The organism is Pseudoalteromonas sp. CST2 (assembly GCF_028599385.1).
Classification (GTDB): domain Bacteria; phylum Pseudomonadota; class Gammaproteobacteria; order Enterobacterales; family Alteromonadaceae; genus Pseudoalteromonas; species Pseudoalteromonas atlantica.
Map to the genome: position 1 here is coordinate 10,650 of NZ_JAQREO010000002.1, position 16,478 is coordinate 27,127.

Genomic DNA, 16,478 nt, shown 5'->3' on the forward strand with positions numbered 1-16,478 from the left:
GTGTATTAGTTTAACGTCCTATATTTTAGTTTAGTTGGTTTGCCTTAACGGCCAATTAATTGTGCTCAACTTCAATCCAGTCTTTTTCGTCTACCCAGTTTTGGGCGCCATCTTTTACTGAACGAATAGGTACAATGTAATCACAGCTTACCTGCGGCTTAACCGAGGCAAAAATTGGCACAAAGCCAAAGCTCAGTGCCGTTTCTATGATTGCTTTTTGGTTTTGGGGGTCAATGTCTGCCGCTTCATCAATATAAATAGGTATACGGTAAAGGTTTTGTTCCTGATCGCTTAATAAGTAACGAATAAACAACATGCCACATAATAACTTAATAGTAATACGAGTGCCGTTTGAGCCAGCTGAATCGATTTTTTCAAAGTGTTCGGTTTCGCCAGCGCGGTTAACCACTTCAAAACGAATATCAAATAAGTCAGTTAATGTAAGGCCTGCTTTGTCGGAGGCAAGTTTTATTAGGTGATCTTTTGCTTCGTTTACCGCGCTTTCGCTGTAAGGTTCTTGGCTTAATAAGTCAAGGGTGTCGCCTTGCTCAAACTGATGCGACGTGCTGATAATGGTATCAATACTATCAACCAGCATTTTGCGCGGTATTACGTTAATTTTAAACGCTTGAAGGTTAGAAATACGGTGCTGGCTTATGCCTTTATTAAAGCTGTTCATTTCGCGGCGAAGTCGGTCTAAGTCTTCACGCAAGCCTTTAATTGTGGCGGCTACTTCGGTCAGGGCTACGCGGCCTTGGCGCTCAACGGCATCGCGTTCGTTATCAAGGTTATGAAACGCGCTAATCAACTTTTGGTATTTAGTAAATTCGTCGTTTTCGTTATCGAACTTAGTAATACCCGCGTTATATACATGCAAATAGGTATTACGTACGTTTATGTCAAAGTTGCGCAGCTCTTGGCAGTCTTTATTAAAGTGATGTACTAAGTCGCTTAAGTTATCAAAGTCGACTGTTATATCAATCATATACGGGGTAACTTTACCGCTGTATAAATCAAGCGTGTGGTCAATTCGCTCGCTTTTAACTTGGCGTAGACGCTCAGTTTGGCGACTAATTTGCTCTTGCTTAGATTTAATTAACGAGCGCCTGTCAGCAATTGAGCCACTATTTTTTTGAATGTCTTGTAGGTAGTCGTCAACTTGTTCGCGCTCTGCTAATAACTGCTCTTTTAGCATGGATTGCGCTTCTACCGACTGCTGCATTACCTCAAATTGCTCTAAGCGTTTTAGGGCGCTCTCTGCGCTCATTAGCTCATCGTAAAGTGCATCTTTTTCTTTTTGTTTATCGGCCACGTTAGCGGCTACTTCGCGCTGTTGTTTAAACTCTTTTAACGAGCGTTCCAGCGCGTCTAGCTGAGCGCTAAGCTGGGCTTTGTTTTCGCCGCTTTGCATTTGCACTGGCGAAAGTTTTTTAAGTTTAATGCTTGCCCCTGGCAGGGTTAGTACACCGCCTTTAACGTTTTCGCTTAATAGCGATAAAAATTCCCCAAAGGCGTCTTCATCATCAATGGTTATATCGCCATTGCTGGTGGTGGCAAACGAGAGAATATCGGGGTTTAAAATGCGCGATATTTCTTCTACTTCTTTAAGTGATAGGTCTTCGCGCATTCGAGTAAACAAATTAAACTCAAGGTTTTTAAGCTGCAGTTTTAAGCTTTTAATTTGCTTTTGCGTTTCGCTAATGCGGTAATCAAGCGTGTGTAGGCTTTGCCCTTGTGCGCTGGTAATAGAGTGCGAAAGTGACTCGTAGTCTTGCTTAAGTTGGCCAAGGTTGGCTTTAAGGGTGGCTTTATTTACCAGTTCAAATTCGCTTTTAAGAGCGCTGTAATCTAAAAACCATTGCTCTATTTGGGTTTGCCTGCGCTCTATATCGCGCGATTGCTGTACGTATAAGCTTTGTTTTTGCTCAAACTCGTGTTTTTCGTGCTCTATGTCTTCAAGGGCAATGGCTAGTTCGCTTAGTTGCTCTTCTTGGTAGGTATCAAAGTCTATTAATGCTTGATCAATTTTAGGCGCGTAGGCTGCTAACTTACCTTTAAGCACGGTTTGGTTTTCAAGCATTGATTCAAGCGCTGTTATTGGCTCTTGCATTGATTCAAGCGCTTTTAATTCGCGTTTAGCCCGATTTACTTTATCAAACGAGCGACGCCATACCTCGTAAAAGTCCACTTTAGAGTTAGACATATGGCGTTCAAACACACGCAGCATAAAGCGTTTAACATCGCTTGCACCCAATTTGTGTAAGTTAAGAATACGCCTAAAAATTTCTTTATAAATGGCGGAGTCTTGCACGTTATTAAGCGGGATCATTTTTAAATTAATGTCGCCGTCAAAAGGGGTTGCGCCGCCGGTAAGCAGGGCGTTTAGCTCTTGTGCTTTAAGCTCTATAGGGTTGTAACCTTGCGTTTTTAAATGATTAAACAGCTTGGTAAACTTAATAATGGTATTACCTTGCGTGTACTGCGCTAAATCAAGTTTGCCTTGATAACAAAAGTACTGATGCGCGTAACCGGCTATTTTACCAAGGCCTGCTACACCAATAACCACCGAGCCATGGGGGAGGTTGGCTTCGAGCAAAATGTACGACTGATCTGATGAAAAATAAAATTTACGGGTTTCATCTAAATCGTGCCCGTCCCATTCGGTTAAGCGTAAATCGTTTATTAGCGGAAATTGCAGGGCGTTTATAACCGAGCTTTTACCGGTATTGTTTGGCGCACAAATAGAGCTGCTTTTATCAAGCGGAATAACACATTTTGCATAACCTGCGGTATTAAGTAGGGCGAGTTTACTTAGTCCGTATAAGTTTTTCATTGCTCGTCCTCTGTAATGTAGGTTTCTTCGTTTACTTCCATAAGTGCATCAATATAGCGGTGAATAGGCGCTTGTAGCATAAAGCCGCCTTCGACTTCGCGGGCAAGGCCTAAACGTACCATGCGCAGGTATACGTCTTTACGTAAATCTGAGCCCGAAAATATCTCAAGCTGATCAAACAAGTGTTTATTAATTTGCACTAAGGTTTGCATCAGTTCTAAGTCGTTTACTTCATCAAACAGGGCACGCATTGGGTCTTTACCCGTATTGGCAAAATGCTCAATTAAAATGTAAATAGTCAGTGCAATAGCACGAGATATTTTACCCATGTTTGGCGTGCTTTCGTCGCTGGCAAAGTAGTAAAAGCCGCGGCTGTCGTTTTTTAAATCGTGGCCAAGGGCGCTAAATAAGGCGCTATAAGATTCTATGTGCTGGTCAAGCTCTTGCCACATTACGTTGTCTTGTTCGCAAATATGGTAACCCGCACCTAATTTTTTATTAATGGCTTGTAGGTGCGTAAGCTCGTCTAAGTTTATATGTGTCATGTGTTACTCGTCTGCCTGTGTATCTGGCTGAGGCGCAGAATTAAATGGGTATAACGAAAAATGCTGGCCGGCAATTTTTACGCGTGTCTTTTCATCGCTTTGGCTAATGTGAATTTCACTGTCGCTGACTAGTTTTTGATATAAAAATAGCATTTCGTCGGCGTCTAATTCTGGGTAGCTTTCATCTAAAAATTGCAGTAATGGCTGGGGCTTTTTACGTTTTTTATTAAAGCGTTTTGCAAAGCTTGTTTTAACATCGTGGTAATCAGGAATGTTTGGCGTAACAAATGCCGGCACGTCTTGTTGCTCTGGGAGCTGGTATTCTTCGTGTTCAAATTCTACCAAGCTTGCCATATAGGCAACTATATGACGCTGCTGGCCAAGCGAATAACGCTGCGCATCGCTTACAAAGTTTGGTTGTACCGCGCTTAGCATGTTGTCTACGCCATTTTTACGCACAAGGCCCAGCACTTTTGCTGCCTGGCGGGTAATTAGGTTATTACGGCGTAGCTCTTCGCGCAGTGGCATAAGCATATCGGCACTTTTGCGTAAGCTTTCTCGGCCAACTAAATGCATTTCGAGTATCCGAGTACGCAATTGCTCAAGCATACGTTTGTCGTTGTAGGCTTTACCTGAGCGTTCAATGTGCTCTATTTGCTTACTTATTTGTTGCTCAATAAGTGTAAAACAGGCATGAAAGTCACCGCGAATATCGACCATTTCAAGCATCGGCTCTATGTATTCATCAAAGGCTTCTATTACCGCTTTGTAGCGCTTTTGCAAAGATTGCACCGCGTGATCAGATTTAGCTTGCTCAACAATGTTTAAAATAGCGTTTTCGTTGTGCGCGTAAAGCTTCATTATTTTACGCACCCGATCATCCATAATGCGGCTATAGCGGCGTAAATCGTCATAGTCTTCTATTTCGCCGGCATTATCTAAACGGTTTCCTAGGCGTGCTAAATCATCAACCAAAACGCTAATTTCTTGTGCTAAACCTAGGTGTTCTTCTTGTAATAAAAAGGTCGCAAAATCGGCAATGGCGCGGTTTATTTCAAGCTGGGATGATTTAGCCAATGGAATAAGTATGTCTTGATTGAGCAAACGATTTGTTTCTTTGTAAATGCGCTCGTTTGTCCATGTGGGCTGTTTTTGCTTAATAGCGTTTTGCACGTCTTTGAGGCTAAAGTCGGCCATTTTAAAACGTTTAAATAATAGCTCTAAAACACCCCAATGTTCGCTAAGGGTGTTAAGCAGCTTTTTAGCTGGGATCATAATGCGGTGATACATCCTAGTAATGAGTTAACTACGCTTAAAGCAGAGCGTAGTTTTTATATTTTTATAATAAAAAGTACTCGTTATTAACTGGCTTAATTTACACATTTTTTTAGCTGGCGTACAGGCGAGTTACATTAAGCGCTGTAAAAGTAGCCAGCAATGTAAACCTTGGCTAAATTATTCGCGTTATATTAACTAAAACACCTTGACAGCTAGACGTCTAAACGATAACTTTCAAAGCCCCGCTACACAGTGGGGTTTTGTTTTATTAGCCACAGGTTAATACAACATTCAGAAGAGGTGCGATACTTAGGTATTTAATGGTAGGTGACGAACGCCCATAACCATTAAAGAGGGAAGTACTCGCCGAGGAAAACAAGGTTACGTCAACCGTGTTTTTCGGTTTATGGGGCTGAATCCCCAAAACTGTCACCAACTTAGGTGGAGAGCTTCTGGCAGTGGACACATCTTATTTGCATTCCTTTGCCAAGTTCTTCTTGTTTTTTAGCGGTTTGGATACCGCGAAAGGAGACGAAATGACTACCCAATCAGTGCCACAAACAGTATCAGGCGCAAAATCAGATTACATCGTTGCCAAATTTGGCGGAACCAGTGTTGCAAACTTTGAAGCGATGAGTCGCTGCAGCGAAATTATTGTTGCAGATAAAAGCGTACGTATTGTAGCTGTGAGCGCCAGTGCCGGCGTAACTAACCACTTAGTTGCACTGTGCAAACCCAACCTTAGTAAAGAGCAGCGCCAAGCACACATAGATGGCGTATTGGCTATTCAACAGGCTATTTTAGATGAGCTGTCGCTTGATGCCGATTTAGCCGTAGGTTTTAACGAGACGTTAAAAGCGTTTCAAACGTTAGCCCTTGAAACACTCACCACTGATCAACAACACGATGAGCTGCTTAGCTTTGGCGAACGTTTATCGTCTTATTTATTTGCTCAAGTGCTGCGCTTAAAAGGCTTAAATGCAGATAGGTTTGATGTACGCAAAGTGCTTAAAACAGACAGCCAATTTGGTAAAGCAACGCCCGATGTTGCGGCCACTGCACAAGCGGCTAAAGACCTGTTAATTCCGTTATTAGATGAGCAAGTAATAGTTACACAAGGGTTTATTGGTAGTGATGAATTTGGCCAAACCACAACGCTTGGCCGTGGTGGCTCTGACTACAGTGCGGCGTTATTAGCAGAGGCTATTAACGCTAAAAGTGTACACATTTGGACCGATGTAGTGGGTATTTTTAGCACCGACCCGCGTTTATGCGCTAAGGCAACGCCAATTGCCCGTTTAAGCTTTGATGAAGCCGCAGAAATGGCGACATTTGGCGCAAAAGTATTGCACCCTGCAACTATTTTACCAGCAAGCCGTAGCCATATTAATGTATTTGTAGGCTCTAGCCGCGAGCCAGAGCGCGGAGGAACGTGGATTGAGCGTGAAAAATCGCAGCAGCCAGGTATTCGTGCCGTTACGCAGCGTAAAAACCAAATATTGCTAACCCTTAAAAGCCCGGAAATGTTATTAGCAAGTGGCTTTTTGGCCCGTGTATTTACCATTTTAAGTGAATTTAATATATCAGTAGACTTAGTGACTACCTCAGAAATTAGTGTTGCCATTACGCTCGATAACGCGCCTAATGCCTCGCGACCTGAGCTTGAGCAAGCGTGTTTAGATAAATTGGCCGAATTTTGTCATGTATCGGTTGAAAACAACTTAACCTTAGTGGCGCTTATAGGCTCTGAAATACAGCTACGCCAGCACGAAATGAACTTAATGAACGTATTAAAAGACTTTAATATTCGATTAATTTGTCATGGTGCAAGTAAGCACAACTTATGCTTTTTAGTAGAGCAAAGCGAATCAGATACCGTGGTACAAGCAATACACAGCCGCTTATTAGAAAGCGCTGCTTAAGCTTTTAAAGCCAAGTTATTAAGTATCTAAGTTATTGAGTATCTAAGTTATTAAGTATAAAGCACCGCCAGTCGGTGCTTTTTTTATGCGCCACGCTTATATCAAACTCCTCATTGGCAACCGTTATGGTGTTACTCGATGCTGTTAGGTTTAACAAAGAAAATTCATCAAATACATTTGGGCTAAGCAATTGCGCTATTGGGCGGCTAGTTGCTTTAGCGAGTGCCTCTTTTAAGGTCCAAATTCTAAAAAAGCTCTGAGCTTGCTCTTTTATAGCCAAAGGCGCGCTAATTAAGGCAATTTCAGCCTTATGATAAAAATGCTTAGCGAGCTTTTCGAATGGGCGTTTTAAGTTTATTTTTTCAATATCAAAGCCAAACTCCGCCTTAGTAACATTAAGTGCTACGCTAACTAAGCCATGTGAGTGCGAAATACAGGTATTTATAACGGTGTGGTTTATATGGAGCTGCAGTTTTGAGCATTCTTCATTAAAGTGGGTGCTCATTTTATTAAGCGGTATGTGTGCGTATTGGGGCTGAGTATGCTTTGCAAGTTGCTTTAGTAATATACGCGATGCTAGATATTCTTGCTTTGCTTGCATGCGTTTACGGCGATTTATAATGCTTAGCTCAAATGGGCTTAGGTACTGGGTTAAATCAAGGTGTTCTACATTAAGTGTGTTGGCGTTAAACACTAAAATAGTATTGTTGCTAGGGGGTAAATCGCTATAAAAAGAGGGAGCAATACTTAGGGTGTTTTTAAAAAAGTGGTTAGTCATACGCGCTTAAAATAAGTGAGTGCTGTAATTATGAGCGGTTAACAGCGGTTATTTATGCCAAAAGCAATTTTATTACTCAGTTGGCATTAAATATGGTTTAATTCACAATAATCAAAGAATAACAGAATTTGTAGATGTATGGCACAAGTGCGTGATGGATTTCAAAGCCGTTTTGGTTTTGTTTTAGCCGCTGCAGGCGCAGCAGTGGGTTTAGGTAATATTTGGGGTTTTCCTACGCAGGCGGCCAACCATGGTGGCGGTGCATTTTTATTGGTTTACTTTGTAGTTATATTTTTACTTGCGCTACCTGCGCTTTATACCGAACTTTATTTAGGCCACCAAGCGCAAGCAAACCCAGTAAAAGCATTGGGTAATGCGTGGCAAAATACCAACAAAAAAGTAGGGGCTGCCGCAGGATATATTGGCCTTGCGGGCGCTGTGGTTATGCTTAGCTTTTATTCTATTGTAGCTGGGTGGATGCTCTCTTACGCGATAGAGCCTATTACTACATTTTTTGGTTTTACCGCCGCAAGCGAATTTTTACACAGCGACTCTATGGTGCGTAATTTTATATTTACGCCGCTTATGCTTATTTTAACCGCCAGTATTATTTTAAAAGGGGTTAAGTCGGGTATTGAAACCTGGTCACGCCGTTTAATGCCATTGTTGTTGGTGCTACTAATAGGCTTAATTTTTTATATAGCCAGTTTAGAAGGCGCCAGCGAAGGGTTTGCTGCTTATTTAATTCCTAATTTTAGCCAAGTGCTTGACCCAAATTTAATTATTGCTGCAATGGGGCAGGCGTTTTTCTCGCTCTCATTAGGGGTTGGCTGCATGATGATTTATGGCTCGTACCTGCAGCCAGATGCAAACCTGCCAAAACTAACTGCAAGCGTTGCACTACTTGATACCAGCGTGGCATTTTTAGCAGGTTTACTGATAGTGCCTGCAATTTATGTAGCGCAGCATAACGGGGTAGAGGTGTTTAGCGGCGGAAAACTTATAGGTGAAGGGCAGCTTATATTTGCTATTTTACCTGAGCTTTTTAGTACCATGGGCGAAATTGGTTTACTAATTGGGTTACTGTTTTTTGTACTTATGTCGATTGCATCGGTTACATCTACTATTTCTACCACAGAAATACCGGTAGCGTTTTTAGTAGAAAACCACCGCGTAGATCGTACTAAAGCAACGTGGGCCGTTAGCCTAGTGGTGTTAATATGCGCTAGTGCAATAATATTAAACTTTGAGTGGCTATTTGGTTTAGTAATCATGCTATTTACTCAGTACCAACTTCCACTGATGGGGCTGTTTTATTTTATAACCGCAGGTTGGATGTGGAAACGCGGTAATAAGCTTCATAAAGCCAGCACCGGCACGCATTACTGGTTTGCTCAATACATTCGTTTTGTGTGCCCAGTATTAATGACTCTTGTTTTTGCAAACGTTGCGTTTGGCTAAAGTATTTAAGCTTTACCCGTTATGTAAATAGCAAAACGGGTAAAGCTAAATTAATGGGCCGCAGCTTTATAAAACCTCATTAGTTAAAGGTCTCTGTTCATTAATTTCTATTGCGTTTTGTATGGTGGTATTGGCAATTTCGCTAAGGGCTTCTTGAGTAAAAAAGCCTTGGTGGCCAGTTATTAATACGTTTTTAAAACTAACTAAGCGCGAGAATATATCGTCTTGGTTTATCTCGTCGCTATGGTTTTTAAAAAATAGCTCCGACTCCTGCTCGTACACATCAAGCCCTAAATACCCTAGCCTTTTAGTTTTAAGCGCATTTATACACGCTTTGCTATTAAGTAGCGCACCGCGCGAAGTGTTAATTAGCACTACCCCAGGTTTCATTTTATTAAATGCATCGTCATTTATTAAATGATGTGTTTGCTCATTCAGTGGGCAGTGCAATGAAATTATATCGCTTTGAGTAAGCAGCGAATCTAAATCGGTAATGGTGTAATTGCCAGGTGTTGCATAAGGGTCGCACACTAAAACATCCGCGCCAAAGCCATTTAAAATATTACAAAGGGCAAGGCCAATTTTACCACAGCCTATAATGCCAACTGTTTTGCCGTGTAAGTTAAAGCCTAATAAACCGTTTAAATCAAAGTTGTCTTCGCGTACGCGGTTATAGGCTTTATGTGTTTTACGGCTAAGGGTAAGCATAAGTGCAACACAGTGCTCAGCTACGGCTTCTGGGCTGTATGCGGGTACTCGTAATACCTTAATGTTGTGTGCTTTGGCGGCCACTAAATCAACATTATTAAACCCTGCGCAGCGAAGTAAAATAGTATTAATTCCTTGCTCAGCAAGGTGCTCAATAACGAGGGCGTTAACTGTGTCGTTTACAAATACACACACAGCATCAAACCCTTTAGCAAGCAGTGCTGTTTGCTCGTTCAGTGCTTGCTCAAAGTAACAAATCTCTATTTGTGGGTGTTTGTTAATACTGCGCTCAAAAAAAGGCTGCTCGTATTTTTGCGTACTAAAAAAAGCAATGTTCATGTTATTTACTCCAAAGCCTAGCTGTTATACCAATGCGCATAATCAAGTGATCTATTTTGAGGATGTAAAAACGCGTTGATAGTAAGGCAAAAAATTCGCTATTTAGTTGTTCTCGGCAATTGCTCCTGCATTGCTCTACCTTCTGCATCCATGCAGTCGTAAATGAGAGTTTTTTAACGCAGATAGCGACACGTTTAGCCCCTAAAAATGATTAAGTATTATTGCCGATTGGTATTATACATAACCTTAAACTAGTTTAATAAAGCATGCTTGAGTAACCACCCGTTTATTGATTTAGAATAATTAAGCGCCTTTTAATGCATTAAAGCTGGGTATTATTTTTGCGTTATTTAAATTATTAGCGTTTAGTGCGCTAGGTAAATTTGCCTCAATGACCTGTTTAAGCGTTTCGGGCTTGGTGCGCGGCGCATAACGTGCAACGAGCTGGCCTTGTGGGTTAATTAAAAACTTGGTGAAGTTCCACTTTACTGCGCGGTTTTGCGAAATACCACGGGTATGCGACTTTAAATAATTAAACAGCGGATGCGCCTCGGGCCCATTTACCATGACCTTACCAAACACTTTGAACGACACGTCAAATTGTCCTTGATAAAAGTCTTTAATTGCGAGGTTATCAAGCGGCTCGTTTTGGCCAAATTGATGACACGGAAACGCTAAAATAGTGAAGCCGCTATTTTTATATTCCTGATAGAGCTTTTCTAGCGAACTTAATTGCACCGAAAAATTACATTTACTTGCTGTATTAACAATAAGTACTGTTTTGCCTTTTAGCTGGCTAAGCGCAAAGCTTTCGCTGTTGTACAAAGGGGCACTAAATTGATAAATACTATCCATGGTTACCTACTTATTTCCTTACGTTGGAAATTTATAAAGACTTAATTCGCTTTTTAAGCAGCCGATTGACATAATCGGGCATAGTTTCTAAGTTAGCAGGAAAATAAGGCACTTTTATGTCAATCAATGTTGCATTTATAGGTTTAGGGGTAATGGGTTACCCAATGGCAGGGCATTTAGCAAAAGCGGGCTTTAATGTGTGTGTATATAACCGCACTCAAGCAAAGGCGCAAAGCTGGGTAGATGAGTATGCAGGAAGCTTTGCTACCACGCCGCGAGAAGCTGCTAATAATGCTGATATTGTATTTATGTGTGTAGGTAATGATGATGACTTACGTGCGGTTGTTTATGGTGAAAATGGTGTTTTAGCGGGGATGGCCGTTAATAGCATTTTGGTTGACCATACTACTACATCGGCCGAAGTAGCCCGTGAAGTAGCAGAAAAAGCAGCCTTGCAAAATATAGATTTTATAGACGCGCCTGTATCTGGCGGACAAGCAGGTGCTGAAAACGGCGTGCTTACAGTCATGGCAGGCGGTAACGAAGCTGTTTTCACTAAAGTGCAACCCGTAATGGCGGCATATAGCCGTTTTAGCCAGTTATTAGGCGATGTGGGCGCAGGGCAGTTATGTAAAATGGTTAATCAAATTTGTATTGCCGGCGTAGTGCAAGGCTTAGCCGAGGGCTTACATTTTGCTAAACAAGCAGGGCTTGATGGTGAAAAAGTAATTGAAACCATTTCAAAAGGGGCTGCGGGTTCGTGGCAAATGGAAAACCGCTACAAAACAATGTGGGCAGGTGAGTACGAGTTTGGTTTTGCCGTAGATTGGATGCGCAAAGATTTAGGCATCGCGCTTGATGAAGCTAAAAACAACGGCGCTACGTTACCTATGACTGCAACGGTTGATCAATATTACGCCGACGTACAAGCGCTTGGTGGCGGCCGATACGATACATCAAGCTTACTAGCACGCATTGAAGCACTGCACAAAAAATAACGTTTTGAGTATACCGCTGTAGATGCGCAGCTTGCTTGCGTGATGGGCAAAGCCCATAATAATTTAAACAAAAACGCGACGCTTTAGTAATAAAAGCGTCGCGTTTTTATATGCGCTATACAAATAAACTAAAAGAAAATTACATGCTTTGCGCGTAGTTATATAAAGCCTTTAAAATGGTGAGGTTTTTTTCGCTGTCGTCGTGCTCATGGGCCAAGTTTTCAAGGGTGATCATAAAATCTTGTGCACTAATTGAAGGTTGATCTTCCCCGTGCATTAACTTGTTTTGGCAATACTGGCGCCATTGGTCAAGCTCTTGCTGGTTTAGCGTTTCAGGCCAGTTTCGCGCGCGGTATCTAAACAGTAATGTATTGAACTTTTTATCTTCAAAATCTAAATTTAAGCCCGCTAGCTCGTCTGGTTTAGCATCGCGAATAATCGCAAATTTAGCTTTGTCGGCGTGGCTTGTAAAGCCATCGTAAAGTAAGTAATCAACGTTAGTGGTCGCGCTGTAATCGCCTTTTTCATTAAACACCTCAGTTACTTTATCGCGAAGCTCGGTATTGGTTTTTAAAATAGCTAAATTAGCGAGGCATTGCTCGCGGTCAATGCCTAAACGGGCTGCGTTTTCAGGCAATAACGTTTTAGCAGGCGCTAAAATAGGGCACTTGTTTAAATGCACCAATTTTAAACCAACAGGTAAATCGCCCTCGGCTAAATCAACGCGTTTGGTGTATAAACGTTTACGTAACTCTTCTACGTTTAAATCAAGCAATACTTGCGGGTTTTGGGTTAAATCAAAACATATAACGGCGTTTTTATTTACCGGATGAAAGCTCATAGGCGCCACCCACGTAGTACAGCCTTGCGTTGCAGGAATGCGTGACGAAGTATGTACCAGCGGCGTCATGTTAAATACATCAACTAACTCGCCAAGCGCTTTTTTATTTCGTAGCCCAAAAAAGAAGTTATAAAGCTTTGGCTGTTTTTCTTTTATAAGTTTAGCCAGTGCAATAGTGGCAGTTACATCGCTTAGCGCATCGTGCGCAGCAGCGTGCTCAATACCATTAGCTACCGTTAAATGTTCAAGCTTAAAGCTCGGGCTGCCGTCTTCTTTTAACGGCCATTCAATCCCCTCAGGGCGCAGCGCATAACACGCACGTACTAAATCAATAATATCCCAGCGGCTGTTATTGTTTTTATATTCGCGCTCGTACGGGTCGTAAAAGTTACGGTAAAAGCTATAACGGCTTACTTCGTCATCAAAGCGAATACTGTTATAACCAGCCACACAGGTGTTTGGCGCACTAAATTCAGCATGAATTTTGGCTATAAACTCAGCCTCAACCAAACCTTTTTGCATCGCCACTTGTGGCGTAATACCCGTAATTAAACATGCCTCAGGGTGAGGCAAGTAATCCGCTTGCGGCTTACAATATTCAATAAGCGGCTCGCCAATTATATTTAAATCAAGATCGGTACGAATTCCCGCAAATTGGCTCGGCTTATCTTTTTGAGGGGTCGCTCCCCAGGTCTCATAATCGTGCCAATAGATTGTAGCTTGATTTTGCTCTTGATATGCCATGCTGAAAACCCTGATGTAGTTAACTTAAAAACGCCTAAATATGCGCCAAGTTACTAAAATAATGAATTATTTAGATTATGGCATATGGGCGAGGGAGTTTATAGGTTTGGGTGATAAATGATGTTATGGAGCTTTGTAGTAATACGTCAAGTTTGAGTTTTGTTCCAATCCACAATCACGAATTAAAAGTAAGGGGCGCGCCGTTATAGCCCATGGCTTGCTAACCTTTTTGCAAATAGTTATTACTGGTCCAAAGTAAATCAAACGCAAATTTGCTAAGCACTTGGTGCTTTAACAGCTGGTTTGGTGGATAAATGATGCTGCAGACATAGGCTTTAAGTTTGAAGCTGTTATGGAAAAGTTAAGCTACTTGAACGGACTAAGTAAAGAGCGGGTTCGGTTGCCGATTGTATAAATACCAATTACCGTAAATTAGTAAGTTGGCATTAGACTAAAGTCTATAAGTTAATTTTCTTCACTTATTGGTTTTGTTTTAATCGTTTGTCGGTTTTGTGTTAATTCTCTAAAGTTGAATTGTCGGCAACAAGCACGACTAACTCAACAGGAATATAATCATGAAAAGCTCACTTATCAAAACCATCGCTCTTGGCTCTTTATTAACTTGCTCAGCTGCTGTAATGGCTGATACAAGTGACTACAAATTAATGGTTATCGAACAAGCGACTGCACCGCAGCCAATTGAGCAGTCATTTAATAGCTGCGCACTTAATGTTAAGTCAAAAAACTATGCTGAAGCTGAAGCAATTTGTACAAAAGCAATTGCACTTTTAAAAGATGCAGACGGTCCTAAATTTAAAGTACGCCAACTTACGTCATTCGCGTTAAGTAACCGAGGTGTTGCGCGCTTAAAATCAAATAATGACACCGCAGCCATTGCTGATTTGTACGAGGCAGCGCAAATGTCTAACAGTACAATGGTATCGCATAATTTAACACTTGCTAAAGAAGAGCTTGCGCTATAAAAAAGCACTAAACATGCTTTAATTAAGCCAGTGTATAAAAAGCCCATGTTAGGTTTATTCTTAACATGGGCTTTTTGCGTTGCACGGTAAAAAAGTGCAAATCATAAAAGTGGAAACCACTTATTAGGCTTTAAATTTAAGAGAGCTAGATTATGGATGTCACCAGTACGTTGAGTATATTTGAAATTAGCGCGATTTTTTTATCTATAACCGCATTACTTGCTTATATAAATCATCGGTTTATTGGCCTGCCAACCACCATTGGGGTGATGGTTATTTCGCTTTTAGTGTCTATTGCGGCTATATTTTTGGGCTTTTTAGGGTTTGATGAACTTATTGATTACGAAGTAAGCCTACTTGATCAACTCAATTTTACTCATGTATTGCTCGATGGCATGCTCTCAATGCTGCTTTTTGCTGGGGCGCTGCACGTTAATGTAAGTGACTTAAGACGTTATAAATTACCCATAGGTATTTTAGCGTGTGTGGGTACGTTAATTTCAACAGTTATTATTGCTGCAGCGTTATATGTAGTAGTGCCTTTATTGGGATTTAATTTATCGTTTATATGGTGTTTATTATTTGGTGCGTTGATTTCGCCAACCGATCCGATAGCGGTGATGGGTATTTTACGCTCTGCTGGTGCGCCTAAAAGTATTGAAACTGTAATAGCGGGGGAGTCGCTATTTAATGATGGTATAGGCGTGGTGGTATTTGCGCTTTTATTAGGAATTTTAACCAGTGGCGATATGCCAACTACATACTCAGTGGCTCATACACTCACTGTTGAAGCGGGGGGCGGTATAATATTTGGTTTAATATTAGGCGCTGCTTTAAATTATTTATTAAAAGCAATAGATAGCTACCAAGAAGAAGTATTACTTACGCTAGCGGGTGTTATAGGCGGTTATGCATTGGCGAGTCACTGGCACTTATCGGGGCCACTTGCGATGGTTATGGTGGGATTAATGGTGGGTAATCATGGCCGTAATTTAGCCATGAGTGATAAAACACGCCACTATGTTGATTTGTTTTGGGAGCTAATTGATGAAATTTTAAATGCCATTTTATTTGTGCTAATTGGCCTTGAAGTGGTAATGATTGTGTACTCAGCTAATTTGCTGGTGGCGGGCGTTTTAACCATTTTAATTGCGCTATGCGCACGGCTTATTGTGGTTGGCCTAACAACAACTATTTTTAATAAACAGCTCGAGCTGCCCAGCGGTGCATGGAAAGTGTTAACCTGGGGAGGGTTACGTGGCGGTATTTCGGTGGCACTAGTGTTGCAGCTACCTGATGGAGCGCAGCGTAATATATTATTGGCTTTAACTTATGCAGTGGTGGTTTTTTCAATTTTAGTGCAAGGCTTGAGCGTAGGAAAAGTCGCCAAAAGCATAAAAACAAAATAAATTATAAAGACTGATTTTTGTACAGCTTATAGGCTTGTTTGCGTAGCTACAGCATAAGATTCGTTTGAAAACCTTTTTCAAAACAAGCAGTAATTACGCTGGTTTACACGCTGTTAAACATTTAAATTTGTACGTATATTAGACTAAAGTCTATAGGTTAATTTTCTTCACTTATTGAGTTTGTTTTTCTCGTTTGTCGTCGCTGAGCTATTACTCTAAAGTTCAGTTGTCGGCAACAAGCACGACTAACTTAATTAGGAAAGGCAAACCATGAAACGTACACTTTTAAAAACCATCGCTCTTGGCTCATTACTAACTTGCTCAGCAGCTGTAATGGCTGATTCAAGTGACTACAAACTAATGGTTATCAAAACCGCTACTGCGCCATTGCCACTTGAAGAGTCATTCAATAGCTGCGCACTTAACGTTAAATCTAAAAATTACGCTCAAGCTGAAGAAATTTGTACTAAAGCCATTGCACTATTACAAGATGCACAAGGCCCTAAATTTAAAGTACGCCAGCTTACATCGTACGCTTTAAGCAACCGTGGCGTTGCACGTTTAAAAGCGCATAACGATACAGCAGCATTAGCTGATTTATACGAAGCAGTACAAATCTCTGAAAACACTTTAGTGTCTCATAACTTAACTCGCGCTAAAGAAGAGCTTGCCTTATAAAGCAATTTAATTAGCGAGAGTCACAAAAAAGCCCCTACCGATTTATATTAGGTAGGGGCTTTTTTGTGCGTGTAATAAAATTTTTTTATAAAACTCACATGTAAAT

At 41.2% G+C, this 16,478-nt stretch carries 13 protein-coding genes and 1 riboswitch; of the genes, 6 read left to right on the forward strand and 7 right to left on the reverse strand.

What is annotated here, in order from left to right; translation table 11 throughout:
* Positions 1–55: 55 nt before the first annotated feature.
* The 3 genes from PSH41_RS02725 to PSH41_RS02735 are packed head-to-tail and all read right to left on the reverse strand — an operon-like array spanning position 56 to position 4,653.
* Positions 56–2,833, reverse strand: coding sequence for an ATPase (locus PSH41_RS02725; protein WP_273588385.1), 2,778 nt, complete (start codon positions 2,831–2,833; stop codon positions 56–58).
* Positions 2,830–3,378, reverse strand: coding sequence for a condensin complex protein MksE (locus PSH41_RS02730; protein ID WP_273588384.1), 549 nt, complete (start codon positions 3,376–3,378; stop codon positions 2,830–2,832). The genes PSH41_RS02725 and PSH41_RS02730 overlap by 4 nt, the downstream gene beginning before the upstream one ends.
* A gap of 3 nt (positions 3,379–3,381) precedes the next feature.
* The gene (locus PSH41_RS02735; protein ID WP_054983136.1) at positions 3,382–4,653 is read right to left on the reverse strand and encodes a hypothetical protein; all 1,272 of its coding nucleotides are present in this window, start codon (positions 4,651–4,653) and stop codon (positions 3,382–3,384) included.
* 290 nt (positions 4,654–4,943) lie between these two features.
* Positions 4,944–5,116, forward strand: a riboswitch (Lysine riboswitch).
* Between the two features lie 76 nt (positions 5,117–5,192).
* Here PSH41_RS02735 and lysC point away from each other — a divergent pair.
* Positions 5,193–6,578: a lysine-sensitive aspartokinase 3 gene (lysC, locus tag PSH41_RS02740; RefSeq protein WP_273588383.1), complete on the forward strand. Its 1,386-nt coding sequence runs from the start codon at positions 5,193–5,195 to the stop codon at positions 6,576–6,578.
* A gap of 31 nt (positions 6,579–6,609) precedes the next feature.
* Here lysC and PSH41_RS02745 read toward each other — a convergent pair whose 3' ends face one another.
* Positions 6,610–7,356, reverse strand: coding sequence for a 4'-phosphopantetheinyl transferase family protein (locus PSH41_RS02745; RefSeq protein WP_273588382.1), 747 nt, complete (start codon positions 7,354–7,356; stop codon positions 6,610–6,612).
* A 138-nt stretch (positions 7,357–7,494) separates the two neighbouring features.
* Between PSH41_RS02745 and PSH41_RS02750 the strand changes: the two genes are divergently transcribed.
* Positions 7,495–8,817, forward strand: a complete 1,323-nt coding sequence (locus tag PSH41_RS02750; RefSeq protein WP_004587706.1) for a sodium-dependent transporter — start codon at positions 7,495–7,497, stop codon at positions 8,815–8,817.
* Between the two features lie 66 nt (positions 8,818–8,883).
* Here PSH41_RS02750 and PSH41_RS02755 read toward each other — a convergent pair whose 3' ends face one another.
* Positions 8,884–9,864 carry a 2-hydroxyacid dehydrogenase gene (locus tag PSH41_RS02755; RefSeq protein WP_273588381.1) on the reverse strand — a complete coding sequence of 327 codons (981 nt, stop codon included), beginning with the start codon at positions 9,862–9,864 and terminating at the stop codon, positions 8,884–8,886.
* 303 nt (positions 9,865–10,167) lie between these two features.
* Positions 10,168–10,719, reverse strand: a complete 552-nt coding sequence (locus tag PSH41_RS02760; protein ID WP_273588380.1) for a glutathione peroxidase — start codon at positions 10,717–10,719, stop codon at positions 10,168–10,170.
* Between the two features lie 116 nt (positions 10,720–10,835).
* On the opposite strand from PSH41_RS02760, the gene PSH41_RS02765 reads away from it, so the two are divergent.
* Positions 10,836–11,717 (forward strand): NAD(P)-dependent oxidoreductase, encoded by an 882-nt coding sequence (locus tag PSH41_RS02765; protein WP_029773952.1) that lies wholly within the window; start codon positions 10,836–10,838, stop codon positions 11,715–11,717.
* Positions 11,718–11,856: 139 nt separating this feature from the next.
* On the opposite strand, the gene sbcB is transcribed toward PSH41_RS02765, so the two are convergent.
* Complete coding sequence (gene sbcB / locus PSH41_RS02770) at positions 11,857–13,302, reverse strand: exodeoxyribonuclease I (RefSeq protein ID WP_273588379.1); 1,446 nt, start codon at positions 13,300–13,302, stop codon at positions 11,857–11,859.
* A gap of 575 nt (positions 13,303–13,877) precedes the next feature.
* Between sbcB and PSH41_RS02775 the strand changes: the two genes are divergently transcribed.
* The 3 genes from PSH41_RS02775 (at position 13,878) to PSH41_RS02785 (ending at position 16,372) form a co-directional block, all read left to right on the forward strand.
* Complete coding sequence (locus PSH41_RS02775; protein WP_004587201.1) at positions 13,878–14,285, forward strand: hypothetical protein; 408 nt, start codon at positions 13,878–13,880, stop codon at positions 14,283–14,285.
* 152 nt (positions 14,286–14,437) lie between these two features.
* Positions 14,438–15,694, forward strand: coding sequence for a cation:proton antiporter (locus PSH41_RS02780; RefSeq protein ID WP_273588378.1), 1,257 nt, complete (start codon positions 14,438–14,440; stop codon positions 15,692–15,694).
* Between the two features lie 270 nt (positions 15,695–15,964).
* Positions 15,965–16,372 carry a hypothetical protein gene (locus tag PSH41_RS02785; RefSeq protein ID WP_096739465.1) on the forward strand — a complete coding sequence of 136 codons (408 nt, stop codon included), beginning with the start codon at positions 15,965–15,967 and terminating at the stop codon, positions 16,370–16,372.
* The last annotated feature ends 106 nt before the right edge of the window (positions 16,373–16,478 follow it).

Bases quoted from the DNA above. Each gene is read 5' to 3' on its own strand.
- PSH41_RS02775 (WP_004587201.1), top strand. From the start codon at position 13,878: ATGAAAAGCTCACTTATCAAAACCATCGCTCTTGGCTCTTTATTAACT.
- sbcB (WP_273588379.1), bottom strand. From the start codon at position 13,302: ATGGCATATCAAGAGCAAAATCAAGCTACAATCTATTGGCACGATTAT.
- PSH41_RS02785 (WP_096739465.1), top strand. From the start codon at position 15,965: ATGAAACGTACACTTTTAAAAACCATCGCTCTTGGCTCATTACTAACT.
- lysC (WP_273588383.1), top strand. From the start codon at position 5,193: ATGACTACCCAATCAGTGCCACAAACAGTATCAGGCGCAAAATCAGAT.
- PSH41_RS02725 (WP_273588385.1), bottom strand. From the start codon at position 2,833: ATGAAAAACTTATACGGACTAAGTAAACTCGCCCTACTTAATACCGCA.
- PSH41_RS02730 (WP_273588384.1), bottom strand. From the start codon at position 3,378: ATGACACATATAAACTTAGACGAGCTTACGCACCTACAAGCCATTAAT.
- PSH41_RS02780 (WP_273588378.1), top strand. From the start codon at position 14,438: ATGGATGTCACCAGTACGTTGAGTATATTTGAAATTAGCGCGATTTTT.
- PSH41_RS02745 (WP_273588382.1), bottom strand. From the start codon at position 7,356: ATGACTAACCACTTTTTTAAAAACACCCTAAGTATTGCTCCCTCTTTT.
- PSH41_RS02735 (WP_054983136.1), bottom strand. From the start codon at position 4,653: ATGATCCCAGCTAAAAAGCTGCTTAACACCCTTAGCGAACATTGGGGT.
- PSH41_RS02755 (WP_273588381.1), bottom strand. From the start codon at position 9,864: ATGAACATTGCTTTTTTTAGTACGCAAAAATACGAGCAGCCTTTTTTT.
- PSH41_RS02760 (WP_273588380.1), bottom strand. From the start codon at position 10,719: ATGGATAGTATTTATCAATTTAGTGCCCCTTTGTACAACAGCGAAAGC.
- PSH41_RS02750 (WP_004587706.1), top strand. From the start codon at position 7,495: ATGGCACAAGTGCGTGATGGATTTCAAAGCCGTTTTGGTTTTGTTTTA.
- PSH41_RS02765 (WP_029773952.1), top strand. From the start codon at position 10,836: ATGTCAATCAATGTTGCATTTATAGGTTTAGGGGTAATGGGTTACCCA.